Origin of the sequence: Citrobacter cronae (assembly GCF_016893685.1) — a bacterium.
Lineage (GTDB): Bacteria > Pseudomonadota > Gammaproteobacteria > Enterobacterales > Enterobacteriaceae > Citrobacter > Citrobacter werkmanii.
Window position 1 is genome coordinate 3,576,249 of sequence record NZ_CP069763.1, and the last position, 13,887, is coordinate 3,590,135.

General features: G+C 52.7%; 14 protein-coding genes. 5 read left to right on the plus strand and 9 right to left on the minus strand.

Annotated features, from left to right (window positions below):
• The first annotated feature begins 117 nt into the window (after nucleotides 1–117).
• From anmK to pdxY, 5 genes are all read left to right on the plus strand, one after another.
• A complete protein-coding gene (gene anmK / locus JSN25_RS15390) occupies nucleotides 118–1,239 on the plus strand; it encodes an anhydro-N-acetylmuramic acid kinase (RefSeq protein ID WP_204525091.1) in 1,122 nt (373 codons plus the stop codon).
• A 93-nt stretch (nucleotides 1,240–1,332) separates the two neighbouring features.
• Nucleotides 1,333–1,656, plus strand: a complete 324-nt coding sequence (gene mliC, locus JSN25_RS15395; RefSeq protein WP_038640393.1) for a C-type lysozyme inhibitor — start codon at nucleotides 1,333–1,335, stop codon at nucleotides 1,654–1,656.
• A gap of 59 nt (nucleotides 1,657–1,715) precedes the next feature.
• Nucleotides 1,716–2,372 (plus strand): pyridoxamine 5'-phosphate oxidase, encoded by a 657-nt coding sequence (pdxH, locus tag JSN25_RS15400; protein ID WP_038640396.1) that lies wholly within the window; start codon nucleotides 1,716–1,718, stop codon nucleotides 2,370–2,372.
• Nucleotides 2,373–2,498: 126 nt separating this feature from the next.
• Nucleotides 2,499–3,773, plus strand: a complete 1,275-nt coding sequence (gene tyrS / locus JSN25_RS15405) for a tyrosine--tRNA ligase (RefSeq protein ID WP_038640399.1) — start codon at nucleotides 2,499–2,501, stop codon at nucleotides 3,771–3,773.
• Between the two features lie 64 nt (nucleotides 3,774–3,837).
• The gene (gene pdxY / locus JSN25_RS15410) at nucleotides 3,838–4,698 is read left to right on the plus strand and encodes a pyridoxal kinase PdxY (RefSeq protein ID WP_061381401.1); all 861 of its coding nucleotides are present in this window, start codon (nucleotides 3,838–3,840) and stop codon (nucleotides 4,696–4,698) included.
• Between the two features lie 107 nt (nucleotides 4,699–4,805).
• On the opposite strand, the gene gstA is transcribed toward pdxY, so the two are convergent.
• The 9 genes from gstA to rsxA form a co-directional block, all read right to left on the minus strand.
• Nucleotides 4,806–5,411 (minus strand): glutathione transferase GstA, encoded by a 606-nt coding sequence (gstA, locus tag JSN25_RS15415; RefSeq protein ID WP_069324194.1) that lies wholly within the window; start codon nucleotides 5,409–5,411, stop codon nucleotides 4,806–4,808.
• Nucleotides 5,412–5,515: 104 nt separating this feature from the next.
• Nucleotides 5,516–7,021, minus strand: a complete 1,506-nt coding sequence (dtpA, locus tag JSN25_RS15420; protein WP_042308624.1) for a dipeptide/tripeptide permease DtpA — start codon at nucleotides 7,019–7,021, stop codon at nucleotides 5,516–5,518.
• Nucleotides 7,022–7,634: 613 nt separating this feature from the next.
• Nucleotides 7,635–8,270 (minus strand): endonuclease III, encoded by a 636-nt coding sequence (gene nth, locus JSN25_RS15425; protein WP_137347238.1) that lies wholly within the window; start codon nucleotides 8,268–8,270, stop codon nucleotides 7,635–7,637.
• Entirely contained in the window at nucleotides 8,270–8,962 is a 693-nt protein-coding gene (locus JSN25_RS15430; RefSeq protein ID WP_038640410.1) for an electron transport complex subunit E, read from the minus strand. The genes nth and JSN25_RS15430 overlap by 1 nt, the downstream gene beginning before the upstream one ends.
• 3 nt (nucleotides 8,963–8,965) lie before the next feature.
• The gene (rsxG, locus tag JSN25_RS15435; protein WP_204525092.1) at nucleotides 8,966–9,586 is read right to left on the minus strand and encodes an electron transport complex subunit RsxG; all 621 of its coding nucleotides are present in this window, start codon (nucleotides 9,584–9,586) and stop codon (nucleotides 8,966–8,968) included.
• A gap of 9 nt (nucleotides 9,587–9,595) precedes the next feature.
• A complete protein-coding gene (rsxD, locus tag JSN25_RS15440; RefSeq protein WP_204525093.1) occupies nucleotides 9,596–10,648 on the minus strand; it encodes an electron transport complex subunit RsxD in 1,053 nt (350 codons plus the stop codon).
• Nucleotides 10,649–12,673, minus strand: coding sequence for an electron transport complex subunit RsxC (rsxC, locus tag JSN25_RS15445; protein ID WP_204525094.1), 2,025 nt, complete (start codon nucleotides 12,671–12,673; stop codon nucleotides 10,649–10,651). It abuts the gene before it with no gap.
• The gene (rsxB, locus tag JSN25_RS15450) at nucleotides 12,666–13,244 is read right to left on the minus strand and encodes an electron transport complex subunit RsxB (protein ID WP_204525095.1); all 579 of its coding nucleotides are present in this window, start codon (nucleotides 13,242–13,244) and stop codon (nucleotides 12,666–12,668) included. Before rsxB ends, rsxC begins: the two co-directional genes overlap by 8 nt.
• Complete coding sequence (rsxA, locus tag JSN25_RS15455) at nucleotides 13,244–13,825, minus strand: electron transport complex subunit RsxA (protein ID WP_003029144.1); 582 nt, start codon at nucleotides 13,823–13,825, stop codon at nucleotides 13,244–13,246. Before rsxA ends, rsxB begins: the two co-directional genes overlap by 1 nt.
• Between the last annotated feature and the right edge of the window lie 62 nt (nucleotides 13,826–13,887).

Sequence of the window (13,887 nt, forward strand, 5' to 3'; positions counted from 1 at the left end):
TTGATGTAATTAAGCGACCGTTGGCATGATTTCCTCTCAAAAATCATTCAGGAAGCATGGCATTAGTCTGCACTTTATGGTTGAGTGTCAAGGCTAATTTGCTTAAAAGGATGACGTATGAAATCGGGCCGTTTTATCGGTGTTATGTCTGGAACCAGCCTTGATGGCGTCGATGTTGTGCTGGCGACAATAGATGAAACGATGGTTGCACAGCAGGCGAGTCTGACCAGGCCTATCCCTGGTCATGTAAAACAGGCGATTCTGGATATCTGCCAGGGGCAGCAGCTTACGCTTTCTCAGTTTGGTCAACTGGATGCGCAACTGGGTTATCTTTTTGCTGAGGCGGTAAACGCGCTACTGGCGAAGGAAAAATTGAAACCGCAGGATATCGTGGCGATTGGTTGCCACGGACAAACCGTGTGGCATGAACCGAACGGCGCCGCGCCGCACACGCTGCAAATTGGTGATAACAACCAGATTGTGGCGCGTACCGGGATAACCGTCGTCGGCGATTTTCGTCGACGTGACATCGCGCTCGGTGGGCAGGGCGCGCCACTTGTTCCTGCGTTTCATCAGGCACTGTTGGCTCATCCTACGGAACGGCGGATGGTGCTGAACATCGGCGGAATTGCCAATTTGTCTCTGCTTATTCCGCAACAACCCGTTCGTGGATACGACACCGGGCCGGGCAATATGCTGATGGATGCCTGGATCTGGCGGCAATGCGGTCAACCTTACGACAAAGATGCGCAGTGGGCCATTTCAGGAACGGTAGTCCTGCCGTTGCTGCAAAATATGCTTAACGACCCTTATTTTTCCACGCCTGCGCCCAAAAGCACTGGTCGTGAGTATTTCAATTACGGCTGGATAGAGCGTCATCTGGCGCAGTTTCCGGGAATCAGCCCACGCGATGTACAGGCGACGCTTGCCGAGCTGACGGCCGTCACCATTTCAGAGCAGGTCTTGTTAAGCGGCGGTTGCGATCGCCTCATGGTATGTGGCGGTGGAAGCCGTAATCCGCTGCTGATGATGCGTCTGGCGGCATTATTGTCAGGTACCGAAGTCACCTCTACCGATGAAGCCGGGATCAGCGGCGACGATATGGAAGCGTTAGCCTTTGCCTGGCTGGCGTGGCGAACGCTGGCTGGATTACCGGGAAATTTACCTTCTGTGACCGGGGCGTCAGAGCTGAGCGTGTTAGGGGCGATTTATCCTGCCAATCCGCGAACTCAGAGTTAACTGAAATTATTCAGCGCGGCATACCGGTAAACTAGGGATATTAGGGAGGGTGCCATTACCCTCCGGGACCAGGAAAGTCTTCAGGATAGGGCTATGAAAAAACTGTTGTTAGTATGTCTGCCGGTACTGCTTAGCGGGTGCAGCGTGTACAACCAATTTGTTGAGCGTATGCAAACCGACACGCTTGAATACCGCTGTGATGAAAAACCGCTTACCGTGAAGCTGAACAATACGCGCCAGGAAGTGAACTTTGTTTATGATAATCAGCTATTGAACCTCAAACAGGGCATGTCGGCATCAGGGGCGCGCTATACGGATGGTATCTACGTCTTCTGGTCTAAAGGCGACGAGGCAACGGTCTATAAACGAGACAGAATTGTGCTAAATAACTGTCAGTTACAGAACCCGAAGCGTTGAGATTTTCACCTGGGCGGCGCACAATAGCGTCACCCACTGACAATCCGTAGCCCAACATCATGTCTGATAACGACGAATTGCAGCAAATCGCGCATCTGCGCCGTGAATACACGAAAGGCGGTCTGCGCCGCCACGATCTTCCCGCCGAGCCCCTTGCGCTGTTTGAGCGTTGGCTGGGGCAAGCCTGCGATGCCAAACTGGCAGACCCTACTGCTATGGTTGTTGCGACCGTTGATGAAAACGGTCAGCCGTATCAGCGCATCGTGTTGCTCAAACATTATGATGACAAAGGGCTGGTTTTCTATACCAACCTCGGTAGCCGCAAGGCGCATCAAATCGAGAAGAACCCCCGTATCAGTCTGTTGTTCCCATGGCATACCCTGGAACGGCAGGTGATGGTGATTGGCAAGGCTGAGCGCCTTTCCACGCTTGAGGTGGTGAAGTACTTCCACAGTCGCCCACGCGACAGCCAGATTGGCGCCTGGGTATCTAAACAGTCTAGCCGGATCTCCGCTCGCGGTATTCTTGAAAGCAAATTCCTTGAGCTGAAGCAGAAGTTTCAGCAAGGGGAAGTTCCGTTGCCCAGTTTCTGGGGCGGCTTTCGCGTAAGTATTGAACAAATGGAGTTTTGGCAGGGCGGCGAAAATCGTCTGCACGATCGTTTTTTATACCAACGTGAAGATAACGCGTGGAAAATTGATCGTCTGGCCCCCTAAAGATGCAAAATTCTTGTTTTAAGCGCTGGTGCTGATCAATCCGGCGCTTTATTCTATGTTTCTTTCGCATCAGGCGAAAAGTCGTGTACCGGCAAAGGTGCAGTCGTTTTATACATGGAGATTTTGATGGCAAGCAGTAACTTGATTAAACAATTGCAAGAGCGGGGGCTGGTGGCCCAGGTGACGGACGAGGAAGCGTTAGCAGAGCGACTGGCGCAAGGCCCGATCGCGCTCTATTGCGGCTTCGATCCTACCGCTGACAGCTTGCATTTGGGGCATCTGGTTCCATTGTTATGCCTGAAACGCTTCCAGCAGGCAGGCCATAAGCCTGTTGCACTGGTAGGTGGCGCGACCGGTCTGATTGGTGACCCGAGCTTTAAAGCCGCCGAGCGTAAACTGAATACCGAAGACACCGTGCAGGAGTGGGTGGATAAAATCCGTAAGCAGGTTGCACCGTTCCTCGATTTCGACTGTGGCGACAACTCGGCGATTGCTGCGAACAACTACGACTGGTTTGGCGGTATGAATGTACTGACTTTCCTGCGTGATATCGGCAAACACTTCTCTGTTAACCAGATGATCAACAAAGAAGCGGTTAAGCAACGTCTGAACCGTGACGATCAGGGGATCTCCTTTACCGAGTTTTCTTACAATCTGCTGCAGGGCTATGACTTTGCCTGCCTGAATAAACTGCACGGCGTGACGCTGCAGATTGGTGGTTCTGACCAGTGGGGTAACATTACCTCAGGTATCGACCTGACCCGCCGTCTGCACCAGAATCAGGTATTTGGTTTGACCGTTCCGCTGATCACCAAAGCGGACGGCACCAAATTCGGTAAGACCGAAGGCGGCGCAGTGTGGCTGGATCCGAAGAAAACCAGTCCGTACAAATTCTACCAGTTCTGGATCAACACCGCCGATGCGGACGTTTATCGCTTCCTGAAATTCTTCACGTTCATGGACATTGAAGAGATCAATGCGCTGGAAGAAGAAGATAAGAACAGTGGTAAAGCACCGCGCGCCCAGTATGTTCTGGCTGAGCAGGTCACACGTCTGGTTCACGGTGAAGAAGGTCTGGTTGCGGCAAAACGCATTACCGAAAGCTTGTTCAACGGCAACCTGAGCGATTTGAGCGAAGCGGATTTCGAACAGCTGGCGCAGGATGGCGTGCCGATGATTGAGATGGAGAAAGGTGCGGATCTGATGCAGGCGCTGGTCGATTCCGAACTGCAACCGTCTCGCGGCCAGGCGCGTAAGACCATTGCGTCTAACGCGGTGACCATCAACGGTGAGAAGCAATCCGATCCGGAATATTTCTTCCAGGAGAGTGATATCCTCTTCGGGCGCTACACCTTATTGCGCCGTGGCAAGAAGAACTATTGTCTGATTTGCTGGAAGTAAGATTTAGTTAGCAGGGGCGTGGGAAACTACGCCCCTTTATTTTTTCAGGGTTGTGATAAGTAAAATGAAAAATATCCTCGCCATCCAGTCCCACGTTGTTTTTGGTCATGCGGGCAACAGCGCGGCTGAATTTCCGATGCGTCGTCTTGGCGCAAATGTCTGGCCGTTAAATACCGTGCAGTTCTCTAACCACACGCAGTACGGCAAATGGACCGGTTGCGTTATGCCGCCGACTCATCTGACTGAAATCGTGCAGGGTATTGCCGATATCGATAAACTCCAGACCTGTGACGCAGTACTAAGCGGCTATCTTGGCTCGGCAGAGCAGGGTGAGCATATTCTGGGTATTGTGCGCCAGGTTAAAGCGGCCAATCCGCGGGCAAAATACTTTTGTGACCCCGTGATGGGGCATCCGGAGAAAGGGTGTATCGTCGCGCCGGGCGTGGCGGAATTTCATGTGCGTCATGCGCTTCCCGCCAGCGACATTATTGCCCCGAACCTGGTTGAACTTGAAATTCTGTGCGAACATGCGGTTCACAATGTGACTGAAGCGGTGATGGCTGCCCGTGAACTGATCGCCCAAGGGCCAGAAATTGTGCTGGTGAAGCATCTGGCCCGCGCAGGTATTAGCACCGATCGTTTCGAGATGCTGCTGGTCACTGCGCAACAGGCGTGGCATATCAGCCGCCCATTAGTCGATTTTGGCGCGCGTCAGCCGGTTGGCGTGGGTGACGTTACCAGCGGCTTGCTGCTGGTGAAACTGCTCCAGGGCGCGTCTTTACAGCAGGCGCTTGAGCATGTGACGGCGGCAGTGTACGAAGTGATGATCGCCACCAAAGAAATGCATGAGTATGAACTGCAGGTAGTGGCCGCTCAGGATCGTATCGCGAAGCCTGAACACTACTTTAGCGCGACGCAGTTGTAATCAATGCCCGATGGCGCTCACGCTTATCGGGCGTACGTTTGGCCGTCGGCCAGCCAAGTAAGTAGGCCGGATAAAGCGCCTGGCGCCGCCATCCGGCACATTAGTGATTAGCTCAACCCTTCTGCTTTAAGCGCTGCGGCAACCGCCGGGCGTTCAGCCATACGCGCCATATACGCCTCGATATGGCTTAATCCTGCCATATTCAGCTTAACCGCATAAGCCCAACGCAGCACGGTGAACAGATAAGCGTCTGCAATGCTAAAGCGTGGGCCGCAGATCCATTGCCCATCTTTCAGCGATTCATTCACGTACTGCATTTTTTTCTCCAGCTGCGCGCGAACGGTTGGCTTGAAGTCTTCCGGCGTATCGGGACGGAACAGCGGGGTAAAACCTTTATGCAGTTCTGTCGCAATGTAATTAAGCCATTCGATGGTTTTGTAACGGGATAGGCTGCTGGTAGGGGCGAGGAGGTGGCGGTCTGGCACTGTGTCCGCCAGGTACTGCATGATGGCGACGCCTTCGGTTAGTAATGTACCGTCGTCCAGCAGCAGCGCGGGAACTTGTCCTTTGGGGTTTACCGCGAAAAAATCATCGCCGTTTTCCAGACGTTTCTTCATCAAATCGACACCATCCAGCGTGAAATCTTTACCGCTCTCACGCAGCGTGATGTGGGAAGCGAGAGAACAAGCGCCCGGTTTGTAGAATAGTTTCATCGGTAACTCCTTTTGGCTGAGGTTTATCGTATGGTAGTGCTACCTTTGGCAAAAAAAAAGCCGCTAACAACAGTTAGCGGCCTGAAAATGAGTTTCCCTGAGAATTACGCTGTCGCGGCCTTAGAGGCTTTCTCATTAGCGTCATCGTCCTGAGTCATACGATTCAGTTTCGGCGCCGTCAGCAGCATCAGAACAGCGATAACCGCCGTTGCAACACCAATCTGCAGGAACACACGACCGTAGACTTCCAGAGACATCAGCGGGTCAGTCACGTTTTCTGGAACTGCCATCATGTTGGCGACGTAACCGCCGATGATGTTTGCACCGGCAGTGGTCAGGAACCAGCTCCCCATGATGAAGCCCATCAGACGCTGCGGAACCAGCTGCGCCACCATGGCCAGACCCAGACCGGAAATCATCAGCTCACCGATGCTTTGTAGGCCGTAGCAGATGATCAGCCAGTTAACAGAAACGATGCCCGCATCGGTGGCGAATTTCGCACCCAGCGGCAGGATCAGGAACGCACCGGAGCACAGCACCATACCAATCGCGAACTTGGTCGGCATCGGCAGCGTATCACCCATCTTGTTATAGATAGCGGCGAGGATTGGGCTACCAATGATGATCCAGAACGGGTTCAGCGCCTGGTACTGCTCAGGTTCAAAAGCAATACCCAGAATAGAGTGTTCAACGTTACGAATCGCGAAGAAGTTCAGTGAAGTCGGCATCTGGCTGTACAGCACGAAGAAGATAATCGCTTCCAGCATCAGAATGAAGGCGACGATCATTTTACGACGCGCAGCACCGTGCATGGTGAAGGCTTCTTTACCGAAGATAAATACGATACCAATGGCAATCACACCCAGAACCATACGGGCGATTTCCTGGTTGTGCAGCAGCCAGGTCGCAATCGCAATCAGAACCACAACCCCAGCGATGGTCAGCAGCAGGTTACGGAAGTTGATCGGCTCAAAGTCAGGTTTAGAACCGTACTGTTTAACCCAGCGCTGACAAAATGCGAAGTTAACCACGGTGATCAGCATACCTACGACGCTCAGCGCGAACGCGGTGCTCCAGCCGTAACGCGCAGCTAACCATGGCGTTGCCAGCATAGAGAAGAATGAACCGATGTTGACGGACATGTAGTACATGGTAAATGCACCATCAAGACGCGGGTCATCTTTTGCATAGCAGGTAGAGAGCAGGGAGGATGGGTTGGCTTTAAACAGGCCGTTACCGACCGCGATGGCCGCCATGCCCATATAAACAATACCGGCATCGTGACCGGACCATGCAACCAGCGCATAACCGATGGCCAGAACAATGGCGCCCAGCATAATGACACGTTTTGTTCCCAGAACTTTATCACCTAACCAGCCGCCGATGGCAACCAGACCATACACCAGGGCGCTAAAGGACGAGAAAAGGGTGATGGAATCCGCTTCTGACATACCCAGTTGCTTAACCAGGTAGACGGCCATAATCCCTTGCAGGCCGTAATAACCAAAACGTTCCCACAGCTCTATCGAGAAAATGAGATAGAACGCTTTCGGTTGTTTGAAGGCGTTTAAACTAACGCTTTCTGTTGGTTTATTGTTTGCAGTAGACACTTTTACCTCTTTTTTTACATCCCATATCAACGGGGGTGTTCAGGTACGTGATGAATCAAGTTCATCCGTCCGATTGTTATAGTGGGAGGGGAAACGGCAAGTAATGTTCACTATCTTGACCATTCAGACAAGTGGTTTGTAATAATCTGTTACATATATCCTGGGTGGTGAAATCATCGGTACAGAGAAATGTTATCTAGCGTTAAATTTTTTCATTTGAAAAATCGCAGATTTTTACACTGTTTAAGTGACCCAAAAACCACAATGCGGCGATATGTTCTGCTATTTGCGGTTGAATCCAGTGATATAGGCCATTATCTGAAAAATAGCCAGTGTAATGTTTTGTTTAGAAACTGTTCAGTAAGGTCATCTGATTGTCACTTTAACTAAAAAATAAAAATTATTTAACATTGTGTTGTCTGAGTGATCTGCATCACGTATAGATAGAAATTTCTATTACTAAAAAAACGATTAACCTGCTCAGGTGTTTATACACAAGAATAATGCGTTAGATATGCGCAGTTGAATGGCATCATCGACGGGAAAAGATTGTTTAGGGAGTGCATAACTAATCGTTATGTGTCAAAGGGGCAAAGGGAACGTCCCATCAGTATCAGATATCAACTTTCTCTTTGAATTCGCAGAGATCTTCGATGATGCAAGAACCGCAGCGCGGTTTTCTGGCAATACAGGTGTAGCGGCCATGAAGGATTAACCAGTGATGGCAATCGACTTTAAATTCACTCGGTACGACTTTCAGTAATTTTTCCTCTACCTGCTCGACGTTTTTGCCTGGCGCAAATTGCGTGCGATTACAGACGCGAAAAATATGGGTATCTACCGCAATGGTAGGCCAACCGAAGGCGGTATTTAACACCACGTTGGCTGTTTTTCGCCCAACCCCGGGCAGGGCCTCTAATGCGGCCCGGTCTTCTGGCACTTCGCCATTATGTTTGTCCAGCAGAATGCGGCAGGTCTTAATCACGTTCTCCGCTTTGCTGTTGAACAACCCGATTGTCTTGATGTAGGACTTAACCCCGTCTACGCCGAGTTCCAGCATAGCGGCAGGTGTATTGGCGACAGGGTACAGCTTAGCCGTGGCTTTATTGACGCTGACATCGGTGGCCTGCGCGGAGAGCAAGACCGAAATCAGCAGTTCGAACGGCGATGTAAAATTCAGCTCAGTGGTCGGATGCGGATTGTTATCACGCAGGCGTGTCAGTATTTCCAGCCGTTTTGCTTTGTTCATTACACATTCCCTGTTTCACCAACCGGACTGTCTGCAACAGCCGCTTCGGCACGACGTTTCTTCATTTTCTCATCGATCAGATATTTCACCGCCAGCATCAGGCCCAGACCAATGAAAGCGCCCGGTGGCAGCATGGCCAGCAGAAACGGCGTATCGGTATGGAAGATCTCTACGCGTAGTACTTTAGCCCAACTGCCTAACAGACCGTCTGCGCCATCAAATAGCGTGCCGTTACCAATTATTTCACGCAGCGAGCCCAGAACAAACATGGCCCCAGTTGCGCCCATACCGATGGAGAACCCATCAAGGGCGGATAATGCCGGGCCTTTTTTAGCCGCGAAGGCTTCAGCACGACCAACAACAATACAGTTGGTCACAATCAGCGGAATAAAGATCCCCAGAGACTGATACAGGCCAAAAGCGTAAGCATTAATCAGCATCTGTACCGCACTCACGACGGAAGCGATGATCATGACATAAATCGGAATACGAATTTCAGACGGTGTCCAGCGACGCAGGGCTGAAATGGTCAGGTTCGTCAGCGTCAGGACGAGCGTAGTCGCCAGTCCCAGACCTAACGCATTGGTGGCGGTAGACGTTACCGCCAGCAGCGGGCACATACCAAGTAACTGCACAAGCGCGGAGTTATTTTTCCATAACCCCTGGACAATGACATCTTTAATTTCGCTCATGGTTTATTCTCCACAGGCGCTAAGTTGAGGGAGTTGCGCAGGCAGCGTCTGCGCATACAAACCGGCGCGTTTCACCGCATTAACTACCGCACGCGGCGTAATGGTTGCGCCAGTAAACTGGTCGAAGTCGCCGCCATCTTTCTTCACCGCCCAGTGGGCATCGTTACCCGCGCCGATCGTTTTGCCGCTAAAGTGGGTGATCCAGTCGGACAGACGCAGCTCAATTTTATCGCCCAGCCCCGGCGTTTCATGGTGTTCAGTCACGCGTGTGCCCAATACGGTACCTGTGAAATCCACACCAACCAACAGCTGAATAGCGCCGGAATAACCATCTGGGGCAGTGGCTTCGAGAATTGCCGCAACAGGTCGATCGTCCTGGCGCGCGATATACACACGGTGAGTCCCTTTACCTAACGCTTGCGCATTCACCAGATAGCAACTCTCAGACAACGCGTTATTGTAGCGATCGCCAGGCAGAACCTGATCAAACAATACTTTTTGCTGCAACGCCGCTTGTTCATTGATAGTGGATTTGGTTAATTGATTGATTGCCGCGGTTAACCCCGTAGATCCCGCGGCAAACAGCGCCAGAGTAATACCGTGTTTACGAATCGTTTTCAGCATATGTTGTCCTTAGCGATGTCCGTACACGCGAGGGCGGGTGTAATAATCAATCAGGGGAACCGTAATATTTGCCAGCAACACGGCAAAGGCCACGCCATCAGGATAGCCACCAAAACTGCGGATTAACCACACTAACAAACCCGCAAGCGCGCCAAAAATCAGGCGACCACGGTTGGTGGTCGATGCCGTAACGGGATCGGTAAGAATAAAGAAAGCGCCGAGCATCGTCGCGCCAGAAAGTAGATGTAACTGAGGCGATGCCAGCGACTCTGGCGAGAAAATCCAGCCTAAAGTAGCACAAACAGCGAGCGACAGCAGGAAACTAACCGGGATATGCCAGCGAATCGCTTTTTGCCATAACAGCACAATGCCGCCAGCCAACCAGGCAAGGTTAACCCACTGCCATCCGGCGCCCGCGAGCATGCCGCTGTAAATCGGGTACTGCATTACCTGTTCAACCGTTCGTCCCGCATGCAGAGACGTCTTGAAGGTATCAAGGGGCGTAGCCTGGCTGATGCCGTCGATTCCCATACGGAGCGCGTTCATATCGCTGCCGCCCGCGGTATGTCCGGTAAAGATTACGTTCAGAGCGTCAAAGAATCCGGGTACCGTGGCTGCAATTTCCTGCGGCGGCAGCCAGCTTGTCATCTGCACCGGGAATGAGATAAGCAGTACGACGTAGCCAATCATGGCGGGATTGAACGGGTTTTGTCCGAGGCCGCCATACAGCTGTTTTGCAATGATAACGGCAAATACCGTGCCTAATACCACCATCCACCAGGGGGCCAGCGGAGGAATACTCACGGCCAGCAGCAACCCGGTGAGGAGCGCGGAGTTATCTTTTAAAATCGGCGCAATGGGTTGTTTACGCAGTTTAAGTACGACCGCTTCGGCGCCGATAGCGCTAATGGCGGCCAGAACGATCTGCAACAACGTCCCCCAGCCAAAGAACCATAGCTGCGCGACGATTCCCGGCAATGCAGCAAGTAACACCAACATCATGATGCGTGATGTCTGACGCTGGCTATGGGTATAAGGGGAGCTTGCTATTCTGAATACCATTTATTCCTCGTTTACAACCTGCTGCTGTGCGGCTTTTTTAGCCTGGGCGCGTGCGATAGCGGCCGCGACTGCGGCTTTACGCGGATCCACCGGTTCAGCGGTTTCAGTCACCGACTGCTGCTCCAGCTTACGGGCTTTGGCGCGGGCGATTGCCGCTTCGACGGCGGCTTTACGCGGATCCAYCGGTTCWGCKGTTTCAGTCACCGRCTGCTGCTCAAGCTTACGGGCTTTGGCGCGGGCGATTGCCGCTTCRACKGCGGCTTTACGYGGRTCMACCGGTTCAGCGRTTTCAGTSACCGRCTGCTGCTCAAGYTTACGGGCCTTGGCGCGGGCGATAGCCGCTTCGACTGCCGCTTTACGCGGGTCGGTACCCGCGCTGCTGTCTTCAATTTTGTGTGAATTTTCCGTCCGGGCCGCACGAGCCTGTGCTTTACGCGCCTCGCGAGCGGCAATCACTGCGCTATTGTCAGGTTTTTCGCCAGCCTGAATAACAACCGGTTGCATTGCCTGAGCCTGTTTCTCTTTTACGCGAGCCAGCGCGGCGGCGATGGCATCATGATCTTTAGCCGCAGGCTGTACGGCAGCGCTTTTGTGGCGTTCAAGACGTGCGGCTTTTTCACGCTCAAGTCGCGCCTGTCGGGCTTCAAAACGTGCTTTGGCTTCCGCGGCGCGTTTTTCTTCCTGGCTAATAGCATAAATCTCGGCCTTTTCCTGGCGGAAATACTGTACCAGCGGAATGTTGCTCGGGCATACCCATGCGCAAGCGCCGCATTCGATACAGTCTGCAATATTGTGAGTTGTGGCTTTATCGTGCTGCTGCCCTTTACTGAACCAGTAGAGTTGCTGCGGCAGAAGATCGGCCGGGCAGGCATCGGCGCAGGCGCTACAGCGAATGCAGCCTTTCTCCTCCGGTGTTTCACCCATTTCACTGGCAGAGGGGGCCAGAAGGCAGTTGGTGATCTTCACTACCGGTACATCCAGCCATGGCAGCGTAAACCCCATCAGCGGCCCGCCCATAATCACCATCTGGTCGGCGGAAGGGCAGAAACCCGCGTCGCTGAGTAGATGACGAACCGGCGTACCTAAACGTGCCCAGACGTTGCCCGGACGGCTGACGGCTTCGCCTGTAAGCGTCACAACACGCTCGGTAATAGGTTCTCCGTCAATGACCGCACGTTTAATCGCGTAGGCGGTCCCGACGTTTTGCATCAGCACGCCAATATCTGAGGAGCGTCCGCCATGAGGTACCTGCTTACCGGTCAGAATTTGCGTTAACTGCTTGGCGCCGCCGGACGGGTACTTGGTTGGGATCACGCGTAAGCTGATATCGTGCGAATTGGCCAGCACCGCACGCAGCATGGAAATTGCCTGCGGTTTGTTATCTTCTATTCCCAGCAGGATCTCACGCGGCTGAAGAATGTGCGCGAGGATGCGGATACCCTCGACGACCTGAGCCGCGCAGTCCTGCATCAGACGGTCATCCGCCGTAATGTACGGCTCGCATTCTGCGGCATTGATGATCAGCGTTTCAATTTTATCGCCGCCGCCCTGTAGCTTAACCCCGGTTGGGAAACCTGCGCCGCCCAGACCGGCGACGCCGTACTGATGAATACGTGCAATAAGCTCTTCCCGACTACGGGAACGGTAATCGGCCCAGCCATCACGCTCAATCCAGCGGTCTTCTCCATCGGCATCAATGACGACGCTTAGCTCGGCTAAAGCCGAAGGGTGTGCGGTGGAGTGCGGCGCAATAGCAACAATAGTGCCTGACGTTGGCGCATGTACCGGCAGCATTTTGCCACGCCCGATGGTTAACGCCTGGCCACGCAGGACGGTGTCGCCCACGTTGACACACAGTTCACCTTCCGCGCCAATATGTTGTTTCAGGGGAATAACGAAGCGCGGCGCCAGCGGAACCTGCCGCAGCGGCGTACCGTTTGACTGGGTCTTCATTTCTGGTGGATGAATGCCGCCATCAAAATCCCAGATTTTGTTTTTTCTGAATGCAGAGAATAACTTAAACATGTTGTTCCACAGGAATGATGCGCACAGGGATAGTGTTTAAATCCCATTTCCAGCTATCGGGCGTCTCAGCCACCGGGCGTAATTCGATACATTGCGTTGGACATGGGTCAACGCACAGGTTGCAGCCGGTGCAGAGATCGCTCATCACTGTGTGCATGGCGCGGGTCGCACCCACAATGGCATCGACCGGACAGGCCTGAATGCACTTTGTGCAACCAATACAATTATTTTCATCAATGACCGCCAGCATTCGCACGGGCGTAACTTCTTGTTCATCACCATCAATCGGCTGCGGGTCGACGTTCAACAGGGCAGCGATTTTTAACATCACGGCTTCACCACCGGGCGCGCAACGATTGATTTTTTCACCCTGCGAGCCTATCGCTTCAGCATAGGGATGACAGCCCGGATAACCGCACTGTCCACACTGGCTTTGCGGGAGAATTTCATCAATTTTCTCCACGACCGGGTCATCCTCAACGGCAAAGCGTCGCGAGGCGTAACCCAAAATAGCGCCGAACGCCAGACCCAGCAGACTCACTGCGGCAACGGCAATCCAGATAGCATTCATTACAACTTCACCAAACCACTAAAGCCCATAAAGGCCAATGACATTAAACCGGCGGTAATCAGCGCAATCGCATTACCGCGAAACGGAGCAGGGACGTCTGCCACAGCGAGGCGTTCGCGAATGGCGGCAAACAGTACCATTACCAGTGAGAAGCCGACGGCGGCAGAAAAACCGTATAGCGCCGACTGTAAGAAGTTATGGCCGAGGTTAATATTCAGCAACGCCACCCCCAACACCGCACAGTTTGTGGTGATCAGCGGTAAGAAGATCCCCAGCAGGCGGTAAAGCGCAGGGCTGGTTTTACGGACCACCATCTCGGTAAATTGCACGACGACGGCGATGACCAGAATAAAAGCCAGCGTGCGCAGATAGATGAGATTGAGCGGAATGAGGATCCAGGTATCAATCAACCATGCGCAAATAGAGGCCAGCGTCATGACAAACGTCGTGGCCAGGCCCATACCCATTGCGGTTTCCAGTTTTTTGGAAACGCCCATAAACGGACAGAGGCCCAGAAACTTAACCAGTACAAAGTTGTTGACCAGCACAGTTCCGACAAACAGCAGCAGGTAATCAGTCATTTTTCGGCCTGAAATAAAAAAGCCGCCTATTATCTGACAATCTACAACAGGCGACAACAGGT